The organism is Tolumonas osonensis, from assembly GCF_014202415.1.
GTDB lineage: Bacteria > Pseudomonadota > Gammaproteobacteria > Enterobacterales > Aeromonadaceae > Tolumonas > Tolumonas osonensis.
Genome location: NZ_JACHGR010000003.1, coordinates 74,086 through 101,085 on the forward strand (window position 1 = coordinate 74,086; position 27,000 = coordinate 101,085).

Consider the following 27,000-nt stretch of genomic DNA (forward strand, 5'->3'; position numbering starts at 1 on the left):
TTGGTATGCCAGCGTGCAACTTATCAAAATCGTTCTCAATCCTGTAAATTTGCACAGGTTAACTCAGATTACCTATGGGATGCTACCGGAGCCGTCAACTATTAAAAAGCCACTGCTTGACGTCATCTCTGTTTACCAGCACCAGTTGCTGCGCTTCGGGTTTGCCATCGAGATATTTGATGTTCACCTGCATTTCTCTAAGCAGATAGTCGGCGAGTGCGGCGCGGGTTTTGATGTGGAGCGTGCCATTTTTCATCTGGTAATCATTGGCAAGAACATCACGCTGGGCGGGGCTTAAACGAGGATCGGGCGATAAAATCAGGGTTACACTGGTTTGCCAGGCTTCATCTTTGTCGATGGAGTGAGGTGATGGTCCTTCTATTTCAGCTTCGCCACGAAAACGACTCAGCACCAAATCGCGAAATCCCTGCGATTTCTCACAATATCCCCTGACATGAAAGCGGGTTCCTGCTTTGACCAGGCTGTGCGGGCTGAAAATCCGACCTTCATTTTCGGGATTGGAAAGTGACACATAATTTACTTCTACCCGTGCGTGCTGATGGATGGCTTTCACCAGCGTTGCGATAATCCGGCGGGAAATATTGCGCTCAGGCAATTCAAGCCGGGCTGCACAGGTATTGGGTAAGGGATGAGATAAAGCAAAGTGACCTGTTTCGAGCCAGACGAGAAATTCATCCAGTCCGCCATGGAAGTATTGAGGTTGTCGGTCATCGGCAAAGCCGTAGCAGGCTTTATCCAGTTTGATGAGATGTGCGGGGTGCAATCGCTGGTGAAGGGCAAAATCTTTATATGCCTGCTGACGGGTAATACCAAACTGGGTTTCGAGGTCCTTGTTGCGAACTTCTCCCATCCAAAAAGTGAGCATTTCGAGAAATGCTAATCGCTCATAGGGTAGTTTGGTACTACTCATACACCCTCCATGGAATACTGATATCTCATCCGGATTCACCCACAGCAGGACTCATTTTTACACTAAATTTATATAAACAATCTTGAGGTCTCTCAAATAAATAACCTCTATTATTTTGATCTAATTTGTATTCTGCTGATTTTTTCAAAAACGATTACTGATCATTTATCAATTTATGATCACTCATACAACTGATAGCTATAGCAATCTATTCCAAACTTTATTTAGCAACTATTGAGAGTAATGCCAAGGAAGACACACACTATTGTGTTGAAAAGATAAGACATCCGAAAGTTAAGGTAGATGGTAAGAATGTGAATGATAAGTCCACGATCATCTATAACGGCCGGATTACCATTAAAAATATACCGTCAGATGCTTATCTCTATGTGGTTAATGGCAAACCAGCTATTGATTGGGTAATGGAACGTCAGTATGTCAAAACCGATACAGATAGTGGCATTGAGAGCGATGCCAACGTGTGGGCGACAAAAATAGTAAAGATGGCATCCCAGTTGCTGCTATAGGGAGATAGACTTTGATTTTAGTAAATCAGTCAGAAGTGTTCACTCTCAACCGGAATTGATGTTTAGCCGCTATCAGTCGTGCTTTAGCTTCCAGCAGTTCAGTCTTCGCCTCTCTTCGTTTAGCTTCGATGTCTTTGAGTCTATCTTTCGACTTTTTTCGTGTAGCCTGAATAATTTTGTCAGTAACCCAGCCAGACATGCCATTCAGTCGTAGATATTCTCTCACTTCAGATGGGGTACCTTTGCCCATCTCAGGCAAAGAAAACTGGATTCGCAAAATCGCAGCATTCATTACACGCAATTCTCTTGTGCTGGAACAGTCAACATCTACCTTGGGACGGCAATAATCACCATGCTGAACTGCATTATTATTACCTTTGGGCGCTCCAGCACCTGTTCTACGACCACCCCAACCATTAGCCATACTGCGAATCCTCACTTGATTGAATCAGGCAAAAATGGATTTTAGAGTGTCATTATTGCGATTTCAAACCACCTCAAACCTTCATCACTCTTCGCATGCTTTGTGCCCATTCACGTTAAACAGGCCCTTTTCTAATCAGAAATTAAACCCTGTAGATCTGGTAATATTATAAAGTGCTACGATTGTCGTAGTGTGGGATAGGCCAAAAGCAGCCTTTTTACTACGATAACCGTAGTGATTTTGATTAAAAAAAATCACCAATCCCGCAAAACGAACTCAATTACAACGATTATCGTAGTAAATCATTACGATTATCGTTGTGGGAAAAAATCGAAATTCAGTGTTTTTTTAAAGATCGCTATAAGCAAAAAAGCCCACGCCATAATGGTAGTGGGCCTCTGGTTATTAGATAAGACATTCAGGCTGTTTGGTACTTAAATTCCCCATCATGCGGTTTTGAAAAATCTAATCGGAGTGCTGTTTTAGTTCCTCTTATTTCTGTCATCCACTTCGATCCAAATTTTTTTCCGATCTCATCAACGGCTAACCATGAAAGCGCATACAAGGTGCATAAGCGATGACCATTAACACCTGATATACCAGAACGTGTTTTAACAATCATGCCTCTTTGTAATAACTCCTTAAGTGTCCGAGTTAAAGTGTCTGGACTTTTTATCCCATGTTTTGCCATTTCACTCTGCGTTGCACACAGATCACCATTATTTGCACCATTGTATTGGCTAACTAAAGCCATCAACACACGGACAGATGCATGATTGAGACTGATATAGTCCTCACTCATCAGTACTTGTCTTGGGATCTGACAAATACCTCCGTTATTTTTCCAATCCTTCCACAACTGTCCTTGTGATGCGTTTTTATTCTTTCGTCTTTGAACACTAGGCGAACTCATGCTGTCCCCCTAATGAACCAGCTGATAATCACTGAAGATGTCAAGCAATATTAATTTGGTGACACCTTTGCGATCAGCCGATGAAAGTATAGTAAAGGTTTGATCCATTGCAGGGATTGGACTTTTTTTCTTTACAGTCATAAATCCCCCCTCACATTGTCTACAGACCATCAATCCAAGCTTGAATATCAGATTCACGCCAGCGAATAGAACGGCCTAGTTTGATGTGTTTGGGGAATTTACCTTCCCTCTCCCAACGCCAAATAGTTACACGGCTTAATTGAACCTGTGGCTGTACTTGGTGGAATGTTAAAAGGCGATTTTTTACATCGTTGCTCATAGACAATGCTCCTGAATGCTATTGATTGTTTCAGGAGCATTTTTGCTGATTGGAAAGAGTCACAATCCGAATTAAGGCTTATCTCGGTCCGAGATAAGCTTATCTACCAAAGAAATTATTGTTTGACGTTCTATCCATGTTTTTATTGTATCCCCGGTATTCACTGGGCATCTCATACCATTCCTAGCAAACATTTCTTCAAGTAAATCAAAAAGCTTATATGGGTTGTATAGTAATTCGCGTCCTATCTCAGGATGTAATGCCATTAATCCTATAACCATATCTATTTGTGTGGTTGTAACTCTTGGTCTTGGCTCATTTTGATTTTGAACAGCCAATTTTTCTCTGCTACTTTTCATCTCCGCCAAATTAGTATTATTAAATATATTTTTTAATGGCATTTTACTTACAATGGCCTCATAAAGACGCTCTAAGTCTGGTTTCATAATCCAGAGGTCTTTAGCTTTTATTTCTGCATAGTCATTCGGCGTATCGTTGATAAAGCAACTGATAGCTTTATCAACAGAATGGAGTCTAGCAGAGATTGATATTGTCTCTCCATATGGATAAATGTCGCAGAATGAAGTGATGTCAGTTTCAGGTCCACTATCTTCTGGTATCCAAAGTAAACTCCAGAAACCTGTTAACTGAACAGAAGTAGGCCAAACATCTTCTGCCGGCATATCATTAATTTCATCGATAGATTCATTGTTATATCTTGATTTTTCAGCAGATGTGTATTTAGTGAAACTAACACCTTCATTTATATACACATCTGTAATTAATTTTTTTGTTGCCTTATAGTCGACACCATTCCCATCCTCTCGGAAAACCCTAATTATTCCTTCACCAGGATCTTTCACACAAAGCTCTATCGCCCCTATAGAAAACCAATGAATTATATCTGCAAACTCACACTTAAGGAGTCGAGTCGCCCTATCCAGTTGACAATACTCTATTGGTAATAATGACGATACTTTTTTACCCATAACATAGTCCTTTATGCTTCACTGAGTGGCTTATTGCTTATAGTGCTCTTATAAACGTTGCGGCTATAACATTTTTCTGTGGTTCTGCGAGTAGTTCTAAACGGTCAAGGTAACAGTTTAATACTTGCAATTTTTCAGACAAATACTCTCCTCTGTTATAAATACTGAACACACCGCCCAATTCATGTCCCGCTAATAATTCGACCACATGTGGTGCTGCGCCTAAATCAGCGTTTTTAGTTATGAATGTGTGTCGTAAATTGTGAAGCGTCCAAGGCTCTTTATGCTTCAGACGCTTGCATAATATTCTGCCGTATTGACTCACCGTCGTACCCTCTTTAAATTCACCAAGGATGAAAGGACCATTATTGTGCTGACGCATATCCACCAACCATGGTATAACGCGATCTGGAATAGGTCTGGTAATACGTATTCCGTTTTTGCTGTTATCTTTGGGTACCGTCCAGAGTTTGGCGTCAAAGTCCCATTCATCCCAGGTGGACAAGCGAACTTCTTTTGTTCTGGCACAGAATACGAGCATCAGCTTGATTAAATCACGATAGTACGGCTGTATCCTGTTCGTATTAAGCCATTTCAAGAGATCACTTAATTCCGAATCAGTTAAAACACGATCATCTTTCTCCTGTTTTTTACCCACATCAGGAATTGTTAATCTTTCCAAAGCAGTGCTGGTGGCGTAACCTCTGCGATCACAATAGCGTAGAGCCTGCTTGCACATTTGGAGTACATAACCTGCTGCCACTGGTGAACCTTTACGGCTAATATTCTCTAAAGCATCCAGCCAATGCCTACGCTCAGCCATGCTTAACGGCATGGCGCCAATCTTTGGGTATATATGCGCTATTAACTGGGACCGGTGCTTTTCGTGGTTTTTGCGGTTGTGTACTGCGTAGTTATTCAGCCAATATTCCAAAGCATCTTTTACGGTAACAGGTTTTAATGCCTCCTGAGTGATCCTGTCCAGCATAAAACGGGGATCTTTGTTATCAGCCAACCAATTCCGGCATTTGTCTTTTAGCTTTCTAGCCGCTGCCAGTGGAAGGTCAGGATATTTACCAATAAAAAGTCGTTCCAGCTTACTATTTCTTCCCCCTAGCCTGTATCGAAAGTACCACGAAAGATTACCCCCTCTCTGCATCCGTAAAGCCAACCCCTCACCATCAGCAATCCATGTTTCCTTTTCTGGTAAGTTTTTTAGCAGTGCTTTTAACTTATTGTCATTCAGCTTATTTGTTGCCATACAACGCCTTATAGCAAATTAAAAGTGATACACCCAGTGATACACATAGTATAGTATCTATGCGAATTTGAGGAAAATAACCAGAAACAATAAGAACAAAAAAAGACGGTTTTTCTTTTTAATCAATATGTTATAAATATCATTGAGACACAAAAGAAAACATTGGGAAATATATACTTTGTTAATACGGCATGAACTAACAGCTCTTCGCTAGTTCATTGAAATAAAAGGCACTTTCCTTAATTGGGTAGTGCCTTTTTGTTTTCAGGCAATAACGTCGCCCCACCCATTCAATCAACGAATTCTCTTTTAAAGATTCCATTAACCGGCTTTCAGCGGTAAATTCCTCTCTCCCGTCGCGGTGCAGCCAACTAACCAGTAAAGGCGGGATGCCTTGTTCAGTTTTCACGATAAAGAGATGGAAATTCTAATGCGCAATCTGATTCCTTTACTGACTCTTTCTTTCCTGCTGTCAGCCTGCAGTAGCAACGATGGTAACGCTGACCAGCAGTCTCAGCGTACTTCAGCGCAGAGTAACAGCGGGATGGTTGCATCCCAGCAATACAGCCTGTCAGGTGAAGCCCGAATCACCCATGGTGATTTTAAAGACAACGCAGACGCTCAGCGGTTTATCGACTACATGGCGGCAAAGCACAACTACGATCGCCGTCAACTGGAATACTGGCTCGGTCAGGCTAAACGCCTGGATTCGGTGCTCCGTCTGATGGATCGTCAGGCGCCGAGTTATAGCACCAAACCTTCAGGCCCGACAGGGGCCTGGTTACGTTACCGCAAGCAGTTCATTACGCCGGATAATGTCCGTAATGGGGTGAATTTCTGGCATCAATATGCCGGAACACTGGATCGGGCGTATCAGCAATACGGGGTACCACCGGAAATTATTGTTGGCATCATCGGTGTGGAAACCCGCTGGGGACGTGTCACAGGCAAGACCCGTCTGCTGGATGCGCTGGCTACCTTGTCATTCAACTATCCGCGTCGCGCCGCCTATTTCACGAAAGAACTGGAAACTTTCCTGCTGATGGCACGTGACGAGCATGTTGATGCTCATGAACTGCGCGGCTCTTTTGCCGGTGCCATGGGGTATTGCCAGTTCATGCCCTCTTCCTATAAAAGTTATGCCGTCGATTTCAACCAGGATGGTCATGTCAACCTGTGGGATCCGGAAGATGCAATCGGCAGTGTTGCCCGCTACTTCCAGGCGCATGGCTGGACACCGGGAGACGACATTGCCATTCGTGGCATGGGCCAGGCTCCGGGTCTGAAATATGGCTTTGAAAACCGCTATCCGGTAAAAACGCTGATGTCTGCCGGCCTCAAACCAACCCGGAGTCTTGGTAATCATACGGAAGCCAGTGTGCTGCGTCTGGATGTCGGTACAGGCTATGAATACTGGTATGGTCTGACAAACTTCTACACCATTACACGTTATAACAAGAGCGTTCATTACTCGATGGCCGTCTGGCAACTTGGTGAAGCCGTGAAACAGGAAGCCCGAATTTCAGGCTCTCCGCTCCGGTTAGCAAGCAGCGAATAGCGACGAAAAATACCGCGCTAAATTTCTTTTTTGTGGCGCTGATTCCCTAGTCAAATTACATCTACACTAAATGTAAATGTGTGTTTTCAGGGAAGATAAAATGAGCAAGCGCAAAGCTGAACCTGCAACAGACAAAGACGATGCCATCAAAAACAACAGGGAAGTCCTGTCTGCCGAACAACGTCGGTCAGAGGGCAAAGCTTTGCGTACCCGGGTTCCCCGGGAGTCACATAGTGGCTGGGCTCCACCTGAAGATCGAAGAGATCCTATTGAAATACTGATTGAATCAAACGCCGGCCGCGTGCCGGAATTGATTCCGATCCGGTTTGGTCGGATGCTGCAATCCCCCTTTGCGTTTTATCGTGGTACTGCGGCCCTTATGGCAGCCGATCTGGCAAATACGCCGGTATCTGGCCCCCGCGTACAGGCCTGCGGTGATGCGCATCTGATGAACTTTGGCGGATTTGCCACGCCGGAACGCCAGATTATTTTTGACATTAATGACCTTGATGAAACACTGCCTGCTCCCTGGGAGTGGGATCTTAAACGTTTAACGGCAAGTATCGCCGTTGCAGCCCGACATATTGAGTTATCCGAAAGCGAAGCGGTCAAGGCAGTTAAAGCGACAGCCTGTGCGTATCGGGAACAAATGCTGGACTATTCATCCATGCGGGCACTGGATGTCTGGTATGACATGATAACGCTCGACAAGTTTCTCGCCAGATTGCCTAACGATGAACTCCGGGCGCAGGTATTGAAACGTGTACAAAAAGCCCGATCCGACAGCACCACCGAGGCCATATTCCCGAAACTGGCCGAATACGATGGTGTCAGCCCGCGGATAAAAGATAACCCTCCTCTTATCTTTCATCCGGATAAAGAGCTGACTCCCGGGTACGAAACCCAATACAGAGACGTGATTGCCGCATATCGGGCTTCTTTGCCAGAACATGTCCGGGTGCTGTTTGATCGTTTCCATTTCTGTGATGTGGCCTTCAAGGCCGTGGGGGTTGGCAGCGTTGGCACATACTGTTTCGTGTCCCTGTTTATGGCCGCCGATAATGATCCATTATTCCTGCAGATCAAGGAGGCCCGCCCCTCCGTGCTTGAACCCTATGCAGGAGCAAGCCAGTATACAAATCATGGAGAACGCGTCATTGCAGGTCAGCGGTTGATGCAGGCCGCCAGTGATATATTCCTTGGCTGGACTATCGCTAAAAATGGCAAGCACTTATATTTCCGACAGCTCAGGGACGTGAAAATAAGTGCCATCATTGAGGGATGGGATGTAAAAATGCTGTCTGGCTATGGCCAGCTATGTGCGTGGGCACTCGCCCGAGCGCATGCCCGCTCAGGCGATGCGGCACTCATTGCTGGTTATATGGGGACCAGCAATGTCTTTGACGAGGCTATCTGTGAATTCTCTATCGAATATGCAGATCAGGTTCAAAAGGACTACAAGGCATTTGTCAAAGCCATCCGACAGGGTAAGCTGGAAGCATCGAACGAATCCGTTTAGTGAATAACGCCTTTCTCTTTCATTCCTTTATCTGTAGTGACCAGCCCGGCCACTACAGATATCGACAGAAGATATATTCTGGTTCATTTCTGCTTTATTGCCCACGCAGGGACTCAGCGAGACTGATCAGGTTATCAGGAACAACACGAATAATCCCCCAGCTGGGACTGTCTATATCCATGATGAGTAAAAACGCGATCGACACGATCACTGGCAGAAGAAGAAACAGTCGCCGTTCTGATTCCGGACTTCGCGAAGAATAACCCAGCATGGCATTACCGAACATCGCAATCAGTGTCATCAGCACCGTTGCTGCAATCGGGATCCGGTTTAACCAGGCTGCCTGCGTATGCCTTTGCGAATTCAGCACATCATTCATACCTGACACAGTTAAAGAACCGATAGGTGATGGCTGTGCTTTAGCCGGCTCACGCACCACAGCCCACATATCTGCCTGCAATGCAGCTGTCCGCTTGTTGATCTGCTGTAGTTCCTGTTTATTGCTCGTTGTATAAAACAGAATGCGCAGATCAAGATAATCTTTCAGCATCGCTTTCAACTTCACGGTTTCATTCGCTGGCAACAGTTCAGCCCTGAGATATTCTGTGCCAATCGCATTCGTCTCTTCCTTTTCATAGTTTTTGCGTTGATCGTAACGACCAATCGACATCGAAAAACTAAAACCGATGAGAAGCGCTAATAAACTCAGCGTAGAGGCCTGAACAATGCTGAAATCTTCCCGTGTAACAGTATCCGGCGCCCGCCATTTCCTGAGCACAAATGCGCCGAACAATGCCGAAAACCACAGCAAGAAAAAGGAAATGATAAAGACAATAAACGGGTAATCCTTAAAGAAAATCATCGCCAAACCTCCATATCGCAAAATAAGAAATCTGGATGTTCTGAGATTAACCCGAACGCCAATTTAAGTTGTTAAGCGCCCATGACTTCATTATTTCCTCCATATCATGGGGATCTGTATTGGGAGGAGGCTCATCACCTCCCCCAATCCTTCACTATTGCCGCGCCAATGCCATCTGAATAGCCAACGCCGGATCAACCTGATGGCCTTCTCCCTCGTCTTCCGCTATCGACAGCAATACACCTTTCACTTTACCGTTGAACGAATTGTGTCCCGGTGGATAATCAGGAGAAATTGCCGCACCGCTATCCTCGCCAACATCGCAACCATCGTCTGCGGAGAAAATCATCGCCAGTGTTGCATCGATCCTGCCTTCGCCGACTTTTTGGCCATCAATGAAAAGCGTAGCCATGCCACCTTTACCCATTCCGCCACCATCGTAAGCAAACTCCATACGAACCTGGTGTTCTCCTGCTGGGATCCGATCTGCAGATTCCACCATAAAGAGTTTCAAACCACCCCAGTTGTAGCAGTACTTGAGCTTGCCGTCTTTCGCATACAGAACCCAGCCACCAATATTGGCCCCCTGGGAGATAATCACCCCTTCAGCGCCTTTTTCAGGCACCACAATTTCAGCGGTGACCGAGTGCGACTTATTCTTGAGGTTCAGAACGCAGTTCTCAGATAACCGCCCCATTCCACCGAACAACAGTTGCGTTTTACCCTTGACCAGCACAGGCCGGCCGGCTGTATCCGGATTAATTTTTTCGATCATTCGATCATCAAGCGGTAATACTTTGTATCGTGTTGCTTCAATCAACCAAAGTCGTTGTAACTCGAGCAATTTTTGCGGATTTGTTTTAGCAACGTCGTTTGCCTGGCTCCAGTCACCCGGTTCATAGAGCTCCCAGATATCGTCGTCAAAAGCAGGAACTTCAGCCCCCATTGGAGCCCACGGCGTGCGATGCTTAGTAACTGCAGTCCACCCTTTGTGATAGATACCCCGGTTGCCGAACATTTCGAAATACTGCGTTTCGTGACGGTCCGGTGCCTGCTCTTCGTTAAACGAATAGAGCATGCTGGTACCTTCAATCGGGTCTTGCTGAATACCATCAACAGATACAGGCTGAGGAATGCCAGCCGCTTCCAGAATGGTCGGCGCAACATCGATCACATGCGAGAATTGCATCCGCAGTTCATTTTTAGCTTTGATCCCATTAGGCCAGGATACAATGGTACCGTTACGTGTTCCGCCCCAGTGTGATGCAACCTGTTTAGTCCACTGATAAGGAGTGTTCATCGCCAGCGCCCAGGCCGCCGAGAAGTGGTTATACGATTCCGGCCCGCCAAGCTTATCAAGCCGTTCAGTCAGGTATTCAGGTGTCTCATACAACTGCAGCATGTTGAAATAGCTCATTTCGTTGAAACAGCCATTAACGCCACCTTCTGCGGAAGCACCGTTATCACCGATAATGTAGTAAATGAGCGTGTCTTCATAGACGCCGAGTTTCTTCAGACCATCGATCACGCGGCCAATATGGTAGTCGGTGTATTCCATGAAGCCAGCGTAAACTTCCATCTGGCGGCGCAGTACTGGCTTCATATCTTCAGGTACTGAATCCCATGCAGGCACTTCGCTGTTAGGCGCCGTGAGCTGGCAATCTGGCGAAACAACGCCCAGTCTTTTCTGACGTGCTAGCGTTTCTTCACGTAACTTGTCCCAGCCTTGATCAAACTGGCCTTTATATTTGTCGGCCCACTCTTTCGGTACATGGTGCGGAGCATGTGTTGCACCTGGCGCAAAATAGACAAAAAACGGCTTATCAGACGCTAATGCCTTCTGCTGTGAAATCCAGCCGTTCGCTTTATCAGCCAAGTCTTCCATGAGGTGATAACCCTCTTCCGGGGTTTTCTTCACTTCAATAGGTGTCGTACCCTCGAAAAGGGTTGGGTACCACTGGTTGGCTTCACCACCTATGAACCCGTAAAAGTATTCAAACCCACCGCCACCGGTTGGCCACGCATCAAACGGGCCGGCAGAGCTTGTCTGCCACACAGGCACTTCATGGCACTTACCAAACTGCGCCGTAGAATATCCGTTGAGTTTCAGTGTTTTTGCCAGTGGTGACATAGAGTTAGGAAGAACTGAGCAGTAACCCGGTGCACCGGTTGCAATTTCGGTGATGCCACCCATGCCCGCTGAATGGTGATTACGGCCTGTGAGTAATGCCTGCCGTGTTGGTGAACACAATGCTGTTGTGTGGAATCGGTTGTATTTTAGTCCCTCTTCTGCCAGTTTTTCTGCAGCAGGAGTCTGACATGGCCCACCAAAGGCACTGGAAGAGCCAAACCCGGCATCATCAATCAGGATCAGCAGTACATTAGGTGCGCCTCTAGGTGGCCGCAATTGTTCAATGGGAGGAAATTTACTGTCAGGATCCTTTGCATCGTATGCAATGAATGAAGGCTTCTCTGTATTCGGCATCGGAAGATGGGAACGATGTTTCTTTCCGTCGCTCATGGAATTGCTCCTGTATTACTCCATTGTTGTTTATTTATACTAGATGCCAGATTCATCAGCTGCCATTAGACTTTGGTCCTACTCCTCCCCCCCACCTGTGTTTAATTCGGCAAATGACACTGACCTCACACTTTGATTTGATCAAATTACGAATCAATGACCTCTATAAATGGGACCAAAGTCCAATTCTCCATATCTCTATACGCGCTATAATTTTTAAATACCTTTAACTTAATGTTCACATGGAAATATTTCCCCATGTCTCTGTTTCCACTGATTAGTACATTTGTTTATCCCGGATATCCGGAGATGTAGTGTCGCTTGCGGCAGACATGCCCTTAGTCAAACAAGTCTGAATCAAGCAAGCCTGAAAGGAGTCTGAATATGAATAATCTCAAACGAATTGCCATAGTTGCCGCAACAATGTGCATTGCCTCCACTGCTATGGCACAAAAACCTGTTATCTATCCGGCAAAAGGACAAAGTTCGCAGCAGCAGAGCAAGGACGATGGTGAATGTTATACCTGGGCTAAACAGACTACCGGTATCGATCCGGCTGCAATAGCACAGACGCCACCTCCTCAAACAACAACTACGACAACGACTTCCACAGCAGGAGGTCAGCGCGTTAAAGGTGCATTACGTGGCGCAGCCGGTGGCGCGATCATCGGTGAAATCGCGAATGATGATGCAAGCGAAGGCGCAGCTATCGGCGCAGTTGTGGGTACTATGGCTGGCGGACGTCAGGCTCGCCAGCAGCAACAGCAGCAAGCGCAACAACAGCAGCAGGCACAGCAACAGCAACAACAGGCGCAACAGCAGCAGCAACAGAAAATTGATACGTTCTATGTGTCTTATGGAGCATGCATGGAAGGGAGAGGATATACCGTCAAATAGCAGCACCAATACCCTGACTTGGCATTCCAAAAACGGGATTACTATACTCATCATGAGCCCATAGGCAGACAGCAGAAGGAAAACAAAATAAATGGGAAACAGCCAATCTACAGCATTGCCGGCGCTCTCCTATGAGGGGGGAACAAAAGCCATAACAATGACGCCGATCGTCGGTACACCACAACGGGAGTATGCTGAGACGTTCATCCCGGGCGAGGAAGCTCTTGAAGATGGCGAACTGCGCGTGACGATACTCGGCAGTGGCAATCCCTGGCCTACACGCGCCCAGGCCTCGGCGAGCATCCTCGTCGAAGTCGGCAACCCCGAGCGCGACGTCTTCGTTTTCGATCTGGGGACTGGTTCCCTCTCGAATTATGCAAGCCTGAAGCTGCCGGTGAACAAACTCAATAAGGTATTCCTGACCCATCTGCACGCCGACCACATGGGCGATCTGCTCACACTCAGCGGCAGCTTCTCGAAGATTGGCCGGGCAGACGGCCCTGTTTCTGTGTGGGGTCCCAGCGGATCTGAGCCACGTTTGGGCACTCGTCACTTCGTCGAAGCGATCGAAGAAGCGCTGGCCTGGGATACTGCCGCCGGAAATGGTGCAATCAACCCGGACAGCATGAGGATCGTGGCAAACGAGTCTGACTTCAGCAAGACCCAGGTCGTCTACGAGGCTAATGGCGTGAAGGTGACTTCATTTCCTGTCGTCCACTGCATCGATGGTACCGTCGGCTACCGCCTCGATTTCGCTGGGTTATCATTCGCCTACTCCGGAGATACACGTCCGTGCTGGCCGCTCGTGCGCGCCTGTGAAGGCGTCGACGTCCTCATTCACGAATGCTTCCCTCCGGCAGCTGCACTGGCGGCGGCATCGGGTCTTTCTATCGAACGGGCAACGATCGCACTCACAGCCGCGCATACCTCCCCAGAAGCTGCCGGTAAGGTATTCCAGCTCGTAAAACCTCGCCTGGCTTGCCTCTGGCACACGCTGCTATCGCCTCAGGTGGTGCCAATGATATTTGCGGAGTTGAACGCAGTATATGACGGTCCAACCCTCCAGACTCAGGACTTAACGGTGATCAACATCACCCGGGAAGCTGTTGTCTCCCGTCAGGCCAAGGTATCGAATCAGTTGCCGCCGATTCCGGGCAAGCAGAGCGCAACCTTCAAACCCGTTGCGGTACCGCCGCCTGAATGGTGGGCGGAAGCGCTTATCCATTTCGACTAACAGGTAAACGGTAACAAAGACATGCAAGGCAAAAGGTTCTGATTAGCAGTAGCTATCAGAACCTTTTATACAGCAATTGTAACAAAGGGTTTAATGCTGAATATCCCCGGAGAAGAACTATGAAAACACACGGACTAATTTTAATAGGAATGTTACTTTCAACCTCTGTATTTGCTGACAACTCTCTGCGTTGTGGCGGTTCAATTATCTCTGTTGGCGATACCAAAGCTGAACTACTTATGAAATGTGGAACAGCAGTAAGTGTTGTAGAAAGTAAGTCATCACTCGTTGAAAATACTAATGGCTCTGTATCAATGGTTACCGACAGTGAGACCTTAATGGTAGATATGGGTAAAAATAAAATTATGATGTTAGTGACCATAAGAGATGGCGTGATTAAAGAGATAGAGAACGGCCCTCGCAATGACTAGCGATATAGAAATATAAATGGTCGGGTAAAAATCCCGACCATTTTCTTTCCGGATACATGATATTCCCTTTTTCTATTTAAAAAGGTCTCCCAAGATAGAAGTACAGAGCACTGTTGCCATCTTCTGCATACCCATACCCCAGATACGCGCCGCCAAGAGGGGTATCACTACCAATAAAAATGGCACCGGATTTGAGTACTTCGTCGAAATAGCCGGGTATCAGTGGATCGCCAACCTTTCCAGCCTCAAGTGATACACCACCGTATGCACCATCCAGAAAGGTTCCCTGCATTATTCTGCGATAATACATAACCCGGCCATACCGCAAACTTTCACCAACTAATTGACCTGTGGAATACCCTGATTGCTGGAGGAACCCACCCCATTGAAATTGGTCATATCTTGGTAGTGGATCGTCACCAAATTTGCCACCTGCTTTAGCCGAAAAGTTGAATATATTATCACCAGAGGAGATAACAAACGTGCCGTCAACATCCCATTTTGTATACGGTTGATCTGTACCGAGACTTGCATTGGAGTTAAAGACATTCACACCGCTACGCCATCCTGATCTCGGAAATTGCGCACTATCCAACTGATCGAAGCGTAATTTCAGCGTATAAGCACCCTGCTTGATTTCGGACTCACCTGGCGATAAGGCTTGCGGGCCTGTATCCAGTGTCGGATTGAGTAAACCGCCCACAACCCCCAGCCGTAATTCACCATACCGGTTAAACTGTGAACCCAAGTCCACACCTGCAAGTGTGCTGAGTACGTCATAACTGGCAATACGGTTATTACCTGCATACAGGTTAGTAGATCGTTGTTCAAATTTTGCATGCGGGGCGACAAACAGATAACTTTCTTCATCAAGTGGCTGATAGAACTCTGTTGCTATGCTGCTGGTGCGACCTAATTGAAGATCATTCCGCCACTCAGCGCCCAATGAGTTAAGCCATGTCTGACGATAGCTCACCAGCAAATTGTAGTAAGCGTCACCGCTAAAATCACTTGATAAGCCCAGACCAAACCGCAAATAGTCCGGTCCCCACGATTTTTCCACAGCTTCAACGGCTAATACCCGCTTGTTGGGTTCTTCCAGGAAGCGATAATTCACATGTTCGAAATCGCCGGTGCCATAGATGCGCCGCATGTCACTATCAATGGTTGCCTGATCAACTGGCTTGCCAACTTCTGTCTTCATTGTCGCCTGAACAGATGCCGGATTTACACGTTTTAAGTTATCAAATCGGATCTCATTGACTGGCCGGGTATCTGCAACAGCGACTACTTGCTGCTTCCTGCGCACCGCTGCATATTCTTCAGCAGGCATGGAGAGCGCTGTCAGTTTTCCCGATACTTTAAGTGCTGCAGCTTCGCCAAGAGGGGCAATCTTAGTCAGGTGATCAAAGTCACCGGTCGAATAATCACCAAGCTCCGGGGAAATGAGAATATCGTCAGGCCCCAGCAGGGCAAGCGACTCTTGCACATTCTGCTCTGTCAGGATACTAAGCATCTGACCCGATACACCAAATATCCCGGTTAATTGCTCCCGTTTCAGCAATGGCGTGCCCACATTCACGGCAATGATAATATCCGCGCCCATCTCCCGTGCAGTCTGCACCGGCAAGTTACTGGTCAGCATGCCATCCACCAGCATCATCCCATTAAACTCAGCTGGCGATACCGCACCGGGAACCGACATACTGGCCCGCATCACCAACGCCAAATCGCCTTCACTGAAAACCACTGCCTTACCAGTTACAAGATCGGTTGCAACAGCACGATAAGGTATAGGTAACTCATCAAACTGATAGTAGCCCTTTATCTTGGCCAGACGGCGTAACACGGTTTCCAGTTGCACACCCGAGACCAAACCTTTACCAACCTTAACTTCACCATTAGAAAGGCCCACTTCGGGCGTAAATAAAATCGAGTTATCGTCTTGCTTGCGACGCATAGTCAATTGCTGGCGAGGCGGATCTTCTTTAAACAACAACTCAGTAGAGATAGTTGAAAGAATTTTATCCATTTCCGGCAATGTGGTACCTGTCGCATAGGCTGCCCCGACCAACGAACCCATACTGGTACCAACGATGCAATCGATCGGCACGCGGTATTGTTCCAGCACTTTGAGAACACCAACATGCGCTGCGCCACGAGCACCACCGCCGGACAACACCAGGCATATTTTAGGGCGTTTGTGTGGATCGGTGTTCTGCACAGCATCTTCAGCTCTGACCGAGAACGCTGTAATAGAAAGCACCATGAGCAGTGCCCGTAAAATCCATGTACTCATATACCAACACCTTTTTATAGTTATCTGCATCATGGTCGCCTTAATCACCTGGACAGTATTTCCGTCTTATTTACGGATTAGCTGGGAAAAATCCGCAGCGCTGTCTGCAGCATGGGCCCGAACATTGGCATATGAGCGCTGCTTAAGTTCATCAAAACTCAGTCCATTAGCTTCGAGCCGTCCTTGCTCATAAAGGTACTGAGGCAAATATCCGCTAACCAGAATTTTCCAATCAAGAGGTATGTGTTGCTGATTAACCCGCGTTGACATCCATATGCTAGTAGTACAGTTTGTTAATAACGTGTTGTAAAATTCAGGCTCGGTTGTCAGCGCATTGATGCGACGGACATATTCGAGGAATAAGCGACGCCCGCTTTCGAGCTCTCCTTTTGCCCGATAGATATAAACGTCTTCAGGCGGGTTTTGACGATAGTTTGTGCGCAAGCGGATAACATCACGCTCATCAGCAACCACATAAAATAGTTCGTATTGACGGAAAAAACCCTTAATTGAGGAGTAGTCTTCCCCCTTCTCTTTACGTGTTTCAATCGAAATAGCGATATGGTCGTTGTGGTTAAATTCAAAACTTAAAAATACATGGGCAATGGCCGGCCCCATCCAGTAAACGGCGATCACATCCACACCTGTCAGTTCACGCAAATCGACACGCTTATCGTAATAATGAGGTGTGTAGTCCGTTTCGCTGCGGTACTCGGAGTTGCGGATGTTATGCAGAGTGACCATGTCACCGTCGATAGTCGCCGAAGGAAGTACTGCCACATCAGTTTGCCAGTCGCGCTCATTTGATGGTTCCATACTACCCCACCAGACCAGCACAACAGCAAACAACATGATGTATCCGGTTATGGCATAACTGCGCCAGGAACGGAAAAACATGGCAAGCAGCACGGCTAACAGAACCACAGCAAAACTTGCTGCCAGAATGTTACGCACCATTTCACTGTACGGACCTGCATTAATGAGCGCAAGAATTGCCCAGCAGCCACTTACCGCTATCAGTAATATGAGTATCAGTAGTCCGAAGATTCGCATGATGACTTTCATAGGCCAAACAACCCCTCGAACATATTTATCATCAATTCATAAGAAGAATATTTGAACAGAGCCAGAGGCAATAATGGCAGCAACGCAGCTCCAGTGAAGCTAAGTAGTAACCGTTTGCTCACTGGCACCCACCCCATCTCGCGAATAACATCAACACTGTTACCCAGATCGGCAAGCGACTGCAGATCCGCAGTACCCAGAAGTGGTTCATCGCTAACGCCTTTTGAGTCTATCCATTTTTTCTCGAAGTCTTCGACATAATGTGCCGCAAAATCCATATACTCATTCAGCCCCTGGACTTTACAGTCCCAGAGCTTAGGCGAGAATAAAAATAACGGCCCGATAAACAGAAAGGCATCAATCAGCAATATGACCAGAAACACGCCATAGACAGCCTCAAAGGCCATTTCTCCGCCAATAAAAACTTCTGCGAATGCCGAACATTGCACCGATGAAATAGCTATAACCAGAGGTAAAAAATTAACATGAACTACCTCCAGATAACCCAGACCAGCAAAACCATCAGGATGCGTCGGTATCAGATGCAGAGGCAATCTCGATAAGCGCCAGAGGAAATACACCCATAGACCCAATTGCCACAAACAGCGCAGTACCAGAAAACGGAACAATGACATGCTCACAATCCAATACCAGTCACCTGCCTGCGTGATATGTACGGAAACATTTGGATCATTATTTGTTGAAACCCCAAGCAACGGTGTTGCCAGGTGTAGCAGCGAAAAAATAATAGCACTCAGCAGAAATACGGCTTCAGGTAGCCAGGAGTCTACTCCGCGACGGGTACGGATAATTGCTGCCTCCAACGCCGGAAGCGCACCCTCAGGTATAATCTTCGAACGCACAAGGTAGTTCACGAAATCAGCACAGCGGGGATTCAGCATTGATTCGAACAAAAATAACAGGGGAATAACAACTAATAGACGAACATGATCACCGACTAGTGAGAAGGTAAATAATTGATCAGTAACACCCTGTACCAGGGTCACGGCCACCAAGCCTAACCAGAAAAAGACGCCGATCGCAACGCCCAGTGGAACGGAGTCTGTTCCGCTACGGATGAGTCCTGTATAACAACCAACGCGATACAGAGGACCACCAAGCAACGAAAAGCTGCTGTTTCCATTTTTCTCAAGACGTTCCATCATCTGATCCCCCGTGTACACCAATAATCACTTATAAAATATAGCAATAGGATCAGCCGGCAGCTATTGGACCTTGGGGTAAGACTCCTTAATAATCAAATAAAATTGAGCTCTCCAGCTATTCAGAAATGACTTAATGGATGTATGAACACCCGTTCTTAAAAACTCAAATAGTGCGGCCGCTGTATTACAACGGCCGCCACCTGAATAACAGTTCGGCTAAAGGTTAAAAAGTGATACCTACACCAATGATCGGTCCTTCAAACGATCCATCGAAAGAATTACCGTTCTCATTTTCAATTTTGTAATGAAGTTTCCGGTAACCGAAACGGAATGCGGTATTTTCCCAGGCTTGATACTGGAACTGTGGTTGTAATTCCCAGGTTTCTTCTGAGTCACCACCAGTGCCATAGGATAAGGTTGGATTGAAGCGCCATTTTTCCGAAATCTGGAAGCTTGGCCGAACAATGATGACTGGATCGACAAAATCGCTATCCTTGCTAAATGTACCCACTGAATCAATAGACAGTTCATTTTCAAGCGTCATTGTGCGGACACCGAGCAATACATCGACAGTTTGTCCTTCTTTCCAGCCAGAGAACTGATAACCAAGACCAAAGGTGCCCATGGTCTGTTTAATATCCAGTGCTCCGGTATGTTTATGGCCAGCCAGATCAAAATTAAGATTAATATAATCAAATTGTACCCAGGTTACCCAAGACTTATATTGTGCAGTGCCCAGAAAGGCGGCTGACGCATCCATTTTATCCATCAGATCATTGAAGCTTGCATCCACAGATCCGGAGTGACCTCTGACTTCAACATCAGCCTTCATGCTGGCGGCCCACAAATAAGGCGTGAACTCGAACTTCCAGTCACTTTGCTCTGCAGCACTTGCAGGCATAGCAGATGCTGCCATCAATGACAAACCAAGTATTGAAGCCTTTGTTTTCATGCTGTTTTTCATTTTATTTCCCCTGTCCCTGTTAAATTCGATCACGAGGTCCATTTGATTACATTTATTAAAGTAGATGTTCCTTGAACCAGACCATCATTACTTCAACATTCAAACAATCCAGGTGACCCCACTGCATCTATAAAACATAGAATATTTCTACCATTGTGGTGCGACCTCATTGACGGATGAATCCGGACTGATATCTCCATGGCAAGATTGCAATTCCCGGCCACTACCACAAGGACATGAGTGATGAAGTCCTCGCCGGTTATCCTCAGCCAACGTTATCGCCATTAAATCTGCGGGATAACGGTTTTGCTGCAATAACTTCACCATAGTCCGCATTGCCGGCTGTGTATGAGTAAAGAATAGTTCAAGACCAGCACAAAGATAATTCTGGCCTGGTTCACCATCATGAGATTGTGCAAACCGGTCTTTTGGACAGCCGCCATTGCACAGTGGCCTCGCCGCACAGCTTTTGCATTGTGCCGTCAAGGTATCAAATTTATCCTGCCCGAATTTTTGCTGCTTAGTCGAAACAATCAGGTCAAGCATATGCGTTTCATGGATGTTGCCCAGCTTGTAATCCGGCTCTACAAAGTGATCACAAGAGTATAGATCGCCGTTATATTCCAGTGCCGGGCCATAGCCGCATGTGGGGGCGTGAATGCACAGCAGATGACTACCGAAATAAGCCTCCAGCGTTACATCAAAGAGCTGAACGTATACCTCGCCAATATCATGACGCACCCACTCTTCGAAGATATCAATCATGAAACGACCGTATTGTTTGCTATCGACGGAACGCTCAGTCACCAGATTACCGGTCTGCGTGTAGAGCAGCCGCTGGCGACCAGGTTGATCACTCCAGCCCTGATTCGCAATATCAATGGTCTGTGCCGTGGCACGCTCGACGATGGGAATGAATTGCATCCAGGTTGCCCCCAGCTCGTCACGCAGGAAGCGATAGACCGCTCGCCCATGATGCTGATTGGCGGCGTTAACCGTGCACAGAATGTTGACGTCGACCCCATGCCGTTGCAGGCAGCGCCAGCCTTCCATTACCTTGTCGAAGGTGCCCTTTTTCTGGCGGGTAAGACGGTAAGTGTCATGTAGCTCACGCGGGCCATCAACACTGAGGCCAACCAGGAAATTGTATTCTTTAAAGAAAGCACACCAGTCATCATCAAGTAGAATGCCGTTTGTCTGGAAGGTATGCAGTATCTCCTGCTGTGGACGACGATACTTTTCGACCAGTTCAACCGAATGGCGGAAGAAAGCCAATTTCATCAACGTGGGCTCCCCCCCCTGCCAGGCAACTGTGACCTGAGATGAACGATGAGACTCCAATAGTTGACGGATATAAGTTTCGAGAGTTTGCTCTGACATCCGTTTTTTTTCATTCGGATACAGCGCATCTTTGGATAAGAAAAAGCAGTAGGTGCAGTCAATGTTGCATGTCGAGCCACTCGGTTTAGCCAGTAAGTGAAACCCAGGCGGCGCATTAGAGCGTGATTCTTTACTGAATTCTGGCGACCGATTCAACACTGGGTTTCTCCTGGCAGCAGTAGCTGACAAACAAATGCTAAAACCTTAACAAGCGTATATAGGGGTCGCTATTGGACCTTGGTCTAATACTCATTTAACGGGCGATACGCGTAACCAGTCCACGCAGGATCAGATACGGCAGGATCGCCAGTGCAATCGCTACGATGATTGCCTCCCCCGGATACACGAAATGCAGCACTTTGATCTGGAATATGACATCAAGGACTATCGCCAGAACAAATACCTTGCCAACACCTTTCCAGCCATCTTTTAACATTTCCGCCCGATTGACCGGATCGGTGAAAAGAGACCAGAAATACGGTGCCCGACCTTCTCTGGCATCTTTCAATCCTGCAATAATGGCAAAGATTGCCGCCATTACCGGTTGTAGCAGCAATCTGAAATGCAATGGTCCGCTGATCCTGTCAACCATATTTTCCATAATCCGCAGCCATATATCGTGCATATCCCTAGCCCTCTTATGTCAGAAAAACGACTCACCCTAGCGGTAACAGAATCAACGCATAACACACGCCGCCAGCCACAAATGGCAGAAAACGCCCATCTTTTTCTTTAGGTAATTCCATGATGATACTGTTAATGATGATCCCGCCCGAGATGAATGCAACCATCAGAGCGAGAACCATATGAGGCAGTGCAAATAGTTGTCCCGCGGCCCAGCCAAGCATGCACATGCCAGCAAGAATGAAACGCTCACGCAGTCCGTACAAGACGCCATATTTCTCCGGCAATTCGTGTGATATTGCCAAAAAATGAAATATTGTTGCCATTGCGTATAACACGAGCGAATCTTCCGGATCGAGTCGCTGTACCAGCATATAACCTATCAGCCAGACATAAGCGGCTAAACTTCCGATATGCAGCTGTAATTTCCACCTTTCCTGCTTTGAATATCCAGTTTCCGACACACTATGAGACAGGTTATTGAGACCGTAGAACAGCAGGAAGCCCAGCAGAGCCAGCAGATAAATGACTTTCCCTTCAAACCACAATGGCACAGGCGCGGATGCCACGAAAAGACTGCGTACCGTCTGCAATTCCGGCATGATTTGCATAAAAACATAAGCCACAGCCATTCCAGACCCAAAAGAAACCAGACTTCGGTTATCATGAACTAGCTGTTTAAAAGGATGCACATACTCCCCGGCCAGGAACGTCGCAGTAAGCAGTAGTACAATCACGGCGGTTTCAATCATCTTGATGCCCGATATCAGAACAATCTGGTGACAATGCTGATGAACGTAACAAGACCAATTGTAGCCATCACTATCGCCATCACAATTGTGCTTCGCTTAAATCGCACATTAAACTGATGTAACTCTTTGATTGATATCCAGTACTCAATTGTACCCATCACCATGGCGACAGTACCCATCCCCGTAAGAAATAAACCTATACTCTCGGGGGTATGTGTTTTTGGCAGCATACCACCTGCACTTTCAATGCCCTGAAGAACTTTATAAATTGTAAATCCGAAACTAATCAATGAAAGTGAAGTGCGCAGCCAGGCCATTAATGTACGATCTGCAGCCATCATAGAACGTTTTGCAGCCAATGATGTCCGTATCTGAGCCAGTTCATTGGATGACATTTTTACTTCGTCAGTCATATCAGCTATTCCTCAATCAAAAAAACATCACAGTATCTGTAGCGCGATACACTTACGCTGCTTTCAGCTGTTTTTTACAGATACAACTGATCCAATCGCATCAAATAAAACCCGCTCGTCAATAGGCTTTAGCAGGTAGGCAACCGCGCCATCACCGCGCGCACGAACACCCCACTCAGGCATATCATGGCCTGTCATAATAATTACTGGCAGTAACTTGCCTGCGTTAATCAGCTGAGCCTGAACATCCAGGCCATTTGTCTCCGACATGAGCACATCAAGAATCACACAGTCGATAGACAACGTCAGCCCGGCATCAAGAAACTCAGCGCCTGATTGAAAAGTCTTAACATGCATTCCGGCTGAGCGAATAAGCCGCTCCAGCGCCTTGCGTACAGACTCTTCATCGTCAACAACGGCAATTAAGGGTGATGTTCTATTCATAATAGTAAACTAGTGTGCTCAAGGCGGTCCTGGTATTGGACTTTGGACCAATATTTACTGTAACACACAAATAGAACTGCAGGAATATCGCTAAATGCAGGTGCGTTCACGAAAGCGGAAGAACATAGACTAAAGGCCAATTACCACTTTATTGTGGATCTACTACGATTTGGATAGGAAGCCGACTGACTCTCCCCGACGTTGACTTCAACTCCGGAGGAATAAACTTATGATATTCAGTGATCCCAGTGAAAAAAAAGCGATTAAACATGGAGAATGGCTCACGTCAGGCCAGGCTTTGGCACCAGCATTAGCAGCGCTGATATCCTGCGGTGTGGTACAGCAATCAGTGGCAGCCGATGACAGCGCTGAACTGGCAAAGAAACTGGCAAATCCAATCGCAAACCTGCTCAGTGTGCCTGTGAAACTCGACTGGGATACCGGTATTGGGCCGGAAGATGCGGATCGCTCCACTTACGTTATTCAGCCAGTTATCCCTGTTACCCTGAATCAGAACTGGAATCTGATCTCTCGCACGATCGTCCCATTTATTGACGCAGAATCGCCGGTGGCAGGCGGTAGCAATGAGTCAGGTCTGGGGGACATCACGCAAAGCTTCTTCTTTTCACCTAACGCACCGACCAGTAATGGCTGGATCTGGGGCGGCGGACCAGTGCTGCTCATCCCTTCAGCCACCAATGATATGGTCGGAAGCGAAAAATGGGGAACCGGCCCGACCCTGGTTGCGCTCAGACAGACCAATGGCTGGACATACGGTATTCTTGCCAATCATATCTGGTCGGTCGCAGGCAGCGACCAACGAAGTGATATCAGCACAACCTTCCTTCAGCCTTTCCTGTCGTATACCACCAAAACCTATACGACTATCGGTGTAAATACCGAGTCCACCTACGACTGGAAAAACGAGCAATGGCTTGTACCGATCAACCTGAGCGTAAGTCAATTAGTGAAGTTCGGTAAGCAACCGGTCAGCTTCGCACTCGGTACCCGTTCATATGTTGAAGGTCCGACTGGTGGCCCGGATTGGGGACTGCGGTTCTCGGTTACGCTCCTGTTCCCGAAATAAAAATAACCGCTGGTCAGGCTGGTTCCGGCTACTGCCCGAGAGGCGAGTGACCGGCGACACCAGCCTTTACAGCCAGCATGACCAGTTCCGCAAGCGATCTGACCTGTAGTTTTTCCATGACCCGGGCACGGTGGACTTTGATCGTTTTTTCTACTGTGCCAAGTTCACTGGCTATCTGTTTGTTCAGTTTGCCGGCAACAACATAGCTGAACACCTGTTTCTCCCGGGGCGTAAGCATATCCACGGTTTTTTTAATCCTGTCCAGCTCAGCACGCATTGATCTGTCAAGCTGATCTTTTTCAATAGCGCTGAAGACGGCTTTCAGCAGCTCATCCTCATCTACTGGCTTGGTAAGAAATTCAACCGCGCCATGTTTAAGTGCCTGCACGCTATCGTGGACAGTGGCCTGACCTGAGAGAAAAATGATAGGTGAAACAACACCTTTCGTAGTAAGTACATCCTGCAACTCAAGCCCACCGATCCCCGGCATATTTACATCTAACACCAGACAGCCAGGAACATCCGGATCATATTGTTCAAGATATTCCTGTGCTGATGCACAGACCAATATCTCTAATTCAGCTGTACGCAACAGGCGTGCAATGGCCTTGCGCACAGAACTGTCATCATCAACTATCGCTACCCTTGCTCCATGATTGTTCATTCTTCGATCCCTCATACACAGGTACGGTGAAGAAAAAGGTTGTACCGCCGTTCGCATTACCGGAGGCCCACAAATGGCCGCCATGCGCAATAATTATCCTGCGACAGACAGACAGCCCTAACCCAAGTCCTTGTGGTTTTGTTGTAAAAAATGGCTCGAAAATCCGATCTATTGTTTCAGCCGGGATGCCGTGACCTTGATCACTTACACTAATCCGGATGCCCTGCTGCGGATCCATCTCTGTAGTGATCAAAAGTAAGCGGTTTGATTCCACAATGCCGGCCATAGCATCACAGCCATTCATAATCAGATTAATCAATACTTGCTGAATCTGTGCCCGGGCTGCATTAATTTCAGGCAGATCCAGAGTAAGGTTTACTTTACAAAGAACGCCGGCATTCATCATTTCACTGCGTAGCAAATTGAGAGTATTTCCGACCACCGAGTTCATATCTGTCAGTTCAAACTGCATGCAGCCTTTTTTGTATAACAGACGCATTCCCTGGATCACTTCGCTGGCTCGTTTATTATCGCTGACGATGTCCTGCAAAATTTCACGAACCTCACCAAGATCCGGTGAATCCTGCGCCATAAAACGCAATGCCGCCTGTGCATTACTGAGAATTGCAGCCAACGGCTGGTTCAGTTCATGAGTGAGTGAGCCGGATAATTCACTCAGCATCATCACCCGGGAACGATGAGCCTGTTCCTGTCGCTGCTGAGCCAGATCCAGCTCCATTTCTTTGCGTTCGGTAATATCAATAGCCGTACCAAGCACGAGGCTGACAACTCCATGTGAATCAAATACAGGCAATTTGATCGTTTCCAGCCAACGAGTTTTTCCGTTCGCATCAGTAATTCGTTCTTCCGGAATCACCTGCTTTTGCAAAGAATCTAATACTTCTGTGTCTGATTGATGAAACCATTGCACTTCTTCTGCACTGGTATTGAAGTCAGCATCTGTCTTGCCTATTAAGTCATCAACAGTGGTGCCATAAATATTGGCTACGGCCTGGTTAGCCAGTGTAAATCTGCCCTGCCGATCTTTAGTAAAAATCAGATTCGGGTTGATATCAATTAACTGTTTCAGAAATGCTTTCTCTTGTTTCAGCAAATCGGAACTACGTTTGAGCTCACTGATATCAAAAGAGACACCGCGTATCTTCTTTTTATTATCAGCAGCAATGTCAACAATACCCTGGGCAGCTATCCAGCGTACCTGCCCACCGGGCAACACAACCCGGTACTGGCGTGAGAACTCACCGCCATTTTCCATCAATTGCAGTACACCGGTCCGGACCATGTCTCGATCATCATCATGCACCACACTTAAAATACGGTTAAAACTAATCTGCTCTGCGGGAGCAAAACCATAGAGCGTCCGTATCTGATCCGTAACCCAAATATTATCGGCACCTACAGTCCATTCCCAAACGCCCCACTTTCCGGCTCTGGCTGCCTGAGCCATGCGTTGCTCACTTTGGCGTAATTCCGCTTCTGCCATCCGGAGTTGATGTACAAGCTTCGCAGACCGAATCATGCCCACTGACAACTTAAAACCGATTGCAGCTATTACAACTAGCAGGCAAAAACCAAACACGTAGGCAGCCTGTATTGCACCCCTGTAAATCAGCAGCGCAATAAGCCCCACAGAGGCAATAACAAAGAGATAACTGCCTGAAACAACCAATGCATGGTGAAGTTCAGGGCGGGTACTACGAAGACCGTACATCAT

The 27,000-nt window shown here is 47.0% G+C and carries 26 protein-coding genes; 7 read left to right on the forward strand and 19 right to left on the reverse strand.

What is annotated here, in order from left to right; translation table 11 throughout:
* Positions 1–94: 94 nt before the first annotated feature.
* Positions 95–931 (reverse strand): BrxR family transcriptional regulator, encoded by an 837-nt coding sequence (locus HNR75_RS04825; protein WP_223157775.1) that lies wholly within the window; start codon positions 929–931, stop codon positions 95–97.
* A gap of 233 nt (positions 932–1,164) precedes the next feature.
* On the opposite strand from HNR75_RS04825, the gene HNR75_RS04830 reads away from it, so the two are divergent.
* Positions 1,165–1,458 (forward strand): type ISP restriction/modification enzyme, encoded by a 294-nt coding sequence (locus HNR75_RS04830; RefSeq protein ID WP_343043255.1) that lies wholly within the window; start codon positions 1,165–1,167, stop codon positions 1,456–1,458.
* Positions 1,459–1,483: 25 nt separating this feature from the next.
* Here HNR75_RS04830 and HNR75_RS04835 read toward each other — a convergent pair whose 3' ends face one another.
* The 5 genes from HNR75_RS04835 to HNR75_RS04855 form a co-directional block, all read right to left on the reverse strand.
* Positions 1,484–1,882: a hypothetical protein gene (locus HNR75_RS04835; RefSeq protein ID WP_188025885.1), complete on the reverse strand. Its 399-nt coding sequence runs from the start codon at positions 1,880–1,882 to the stop codon at positions 1,484–1,486.
* Positions 1,883–2,300: 418 nt separating this feature from the next.
* Entirely contained in the window at positions 2,301–2,795 is a 495-nt protein-coding gene (locus HNR75_RS04840; RefSeq protein ID WP_188025886.1) for a helix-turn-helix domain-containing protein, read from the reverse strand.
* A gap of 160 nt (positions 2,796–2,955) precedes the next feature.
* Complete coding sequence (locus tag HNR75_RS04845) at positions 2,956–3,135, reverse strand: helix-turn-helix transcriptional regulator (RefSeq protein WP_188025887.1); 180 nt, start codon at positions 3,133–3,135, stop codon at positions 2,956–2,958.
* A 71-nt stretch (positions 3,136–3,206) separates the two neighbouring features.
* The gene (locus tag HNR75_RS04850; RefSeq protein WP_188025888.1) at positions 3,207–4,124 is read right to left on the reverse strand and encodes a hypothetical protein; all 918 of its coding nucleotides are present in this window, start codon (positions 4,122–4,124) and stop codon (positions 3,207–3,209) included.
* A 37-nt stretch (positions 4,125–4,161) separates the two neighbouring features.
* The gene (locus tag HNR75_RS04855) at positions 4,162–5,385 is read right to left on the reverse strand and encodes a tyrosine-type recombinase/integrase (RefSeq protein ID WP_188025889.1); all 1,224 of its coding nucleotides are present in this window, start codon (positions 5,383–5,385) and stop codon (positions 4,162–4,164) included.
* Between the two features lie 430 nt (positions 5,386–5,815).
* Between HNR75_RS04855 and mltB the strand changes: the two genes are divergently transcribed.
* Both mltB and HNR75_RS04865 read left to right on the forward strand, forming a co-directional pair.
* On the forward strand, positions 5,816–6,943 hold the full coding sequence (gene mltB, locus HNR75_RS04860) for a lytic murein transglycosylase B (RefSeq protein ID WP_188025890.1): 1,128 nt from the start codon (positions 5,816–5,818) through the stop codon (positions 6,941–6,943).
* Between the two features lie 100 nt (positions 6,944–7,043).
* Entirely contained in the window at positions 7,044–8,462 is a 1,419-nt protein-coding gene (locus tag HNR75_RS04865; protein ID WP_188025891.1) for a DUF2252 domain-containing protein, read from the forward strand.
* Between the two features lie 94 nt (positions 8,463–8,556).
* Here HNR75_RS04865 and HNR75_RS04870 read toward each other — a convergent pair whose 3' ends face one another.
* Positions 8,557–9,324 (reverse strand): bestrophin-like domain, encoded by a 768-nt coding sequence (locus tag HNR75_RS04870; RefSeq protein WP_188025892.1) that lies wholly within the window; start codon positions 9,322–9,324, stop codon positions 8,557–8,559.
* Positions 9,325–9,478: 154 nt separating this feature from the next.
* Positions 9,479–11,845, reverse strand: coding sequence for an arylsulfatase (locus HNR75_RS04875; RefSeq protein ID WP_188025893.1), 2,367 nt, complete (start codon positions 11,843–11,845; stop codon positions 9,479–9,481).
* Between the two features lie 384 nt (positions 11,846–12,229).
* Here HNR75_RS04875 and HNR75_RS04880 point away from each other — a divergent pair, with 384 nt between their 5' ends.
* The 3 genes from HNR75_RS04880 (at position 12,230) to HNR75_RS04890 (ending at position 14,407) form a co-directional block, all read left to right on the forward strand.
* Complete coding sequence (locus HNR75_RS04880) at positions 12,230–12,742, forward strand: glycine zipper domain-containing protein (protein ID WP_188025894.1); 513 nt, start codon at positions 12,230–12,232, stop codon at positions 12,740–12,742.
* A 91-nt stretch (positions 12,743–12,833) separates the two neighbouring features.
* Positions 12,834–13,976, forward strand: coding sequence for a guanitoxin biosynthesis MBL fold metallo-hydrolase GntH (gene gntH / locus HNR75_RS04885; protein ID WP_188025895.1), 1,143 nt, complete (start codon positions 12,834–12,836; stop codon positions 13,974–13,976).
* Between the two features lie 119 nt (positions 13,977–14,095).
* Positions 14,096–14,407, forward strand: a complete 312-nt coding sequence (locus HNR75_RS04890) for a DUF2845 domain-containing protein (RefSeq protein ID WP_188025896.1) — start codon at positions 14,096–14,098, stop codon at positions 14,405–14,407.
* A gap of 76 nt (positions 14,408–14,483) precedes the next feature.
* On the opposite strand, the gene HNR75_RS04895 is transcribed toward HNR75_RS04890, so the two are convergent.
* The 9 genes from HNR75_RS04895 to HNR75_RS04935 form a co-directional block, all read right to left on the reverse strand.
* The gene (locus HNR75_RS04895; protein ID WP_188025897.1) at positions 14,484–16,706 is read right to left on the reverse strand and encodes a patatin-like phospholipase family protein; all 2,223 of its coding nucleotides are present in this window, start codon (positions 16,704–16,706) and stop codon (positions 14,484–14,486) included.
* A gap of 66 nt (positions 16,707–16,772) precedes the next feature.
* Positions 16,773–17,771, reverse strand: a complete 999-nt coding sequence (locus HNR75_RS04900) for an Lnb N-terminal periplasmic domain-containing protein (RefSeq protein WP_223157776.1) — start codon at positions 17,769–17,771, stop codon at positions 16,773–16,775.
* On the reverse strand, positions 17,768–18,937 hold the full coding sequence (locus HNR75_RS04905; protein ID WP_188025898.1) for a hypothetical protein: 1,170 nt from the start codon (positions 18,935–18,937) through the stop codon (positions 17,768–17,770). Before HNR75_RS04905 ends, HNR75_RS04900 begins: the two co-directional genes overlap by 4 nt.
* Positions 18,938–19,160: 223 nt before the next feature.
* On the reverse strand, positions 19,161–19,901 hold the full coding sequence (locus HNR75_RS04910) for a hypothetical protein (RefSeq protein WP_188025899.1): 741 nt from the start codon (positions 19,899–19,901) through the stop codon (positions 19,161–19,163).
* A gap of 147 nt (positions 19,902–20,048) precedes the next feature.
* The gene (locus HNR75_RS04915) at positions 20,049–21,440 is read right to left on the reverse strand and encodes an anaerobic sulfatase maturase (RefSeq protein ID WP_223157777.1); all 1,392 of its coding nucleotides are present in this window, start codon (positions 21,438–21,440) and stop codon (positions 20,049–20,051) included.
* A 94-nt stretch (positions 21,441–21,534) separates the two neighbouring features.
* A complete protein-coding gene (locus tag HNR75_RS04920) occupies positions 21,535–21,882 on the reverse strand; it encodes a hypothetical protein (RefSeq protein ID WP_223157778.1) in 348 nt (115 codons plus the stop codon).
* Between the two features lie 55 nt (positions 21,883–21,937).
* Complete coding sequence (locus HNR75_RS04925) at positions 21,938–22,531, reverse strand: hypothetical protein (protein WP_188025901.1); 594 nt, start codon at positions 22,529–22,531, stop codon at positions 21,938–21,940.
* Between the two features lie 140 nt (positions 22,532–22,671).
* The gene (locus tag HNR75_RS04930; protein ID WP_223157779.1) at positions 22,672–23,070 is read right to left on the reverse strand and encodes a YidH family protein; all 399 of its coding nucleotides are present in this window, start codon (positions 23,068–23,070) and stop codon (positions 22,672–22,674) included.
* A gap of 63 nt (positions 23,071–23,133) precedes the next feature.
* The gene (locus HNR75_RS04935; protein ID WP_188025902.1) at positions 23,134–23,514 is read right to left on the reverse strand and encodes a response regulator transcription factor; all 381 of its coding nucleotides are present in this window, start codon (positions 23,512–23,514) and stop codon (positions 23,134–23,136) included.
* Between the two features lie 229 nt (positions 23,515–23,743).
* On the opposite strand from HNR75_RS04935, the gene HNR75_RS04940 reads away from it, so the two are divergent.
* Positions 23,744–24,601, forward strand: a complete 858-nt coding sequence (locus tag HNR75_RS04940; protein WP_223157780.1) for a hypothetical protein — start codon at positions 23,744–23,746, stop codon at positions 24,599–24,601.
* A 28-nt stretch (positions 24,602–24,629) separates the two neighbouring features.
* Here the strand turns inward: HNR75_RS04940 and HNR75_RS04945 are convergent, their stop codons facing one another.
* The gene (locus tag HNR75_RS04945; RefSeq protein WP_188025903.1) at positions 24,630–25,265 is read right to left on the reverse strand and encodes a response regulator transcription factor; all 636 of its coding nucleotides are present in this window, start codon (positions 25,263–25,265) and stop codon (positions 24,630–24,632) included.
* Positions 25,231–27,000, reverse strand: a complete 1,770-nt coding sequence (locus tag HNR75_RS04950; RefSeq protein WP_188025904.1) for a PAS domain-containing sensor histidine kinase — start codon at positions 26,998–27,000, stop codon at positions 25,231–25,233. Before HNR75_RS04950 ends, HNR75_RS04945 begins: the two co-directional genes overlap by 35 nt.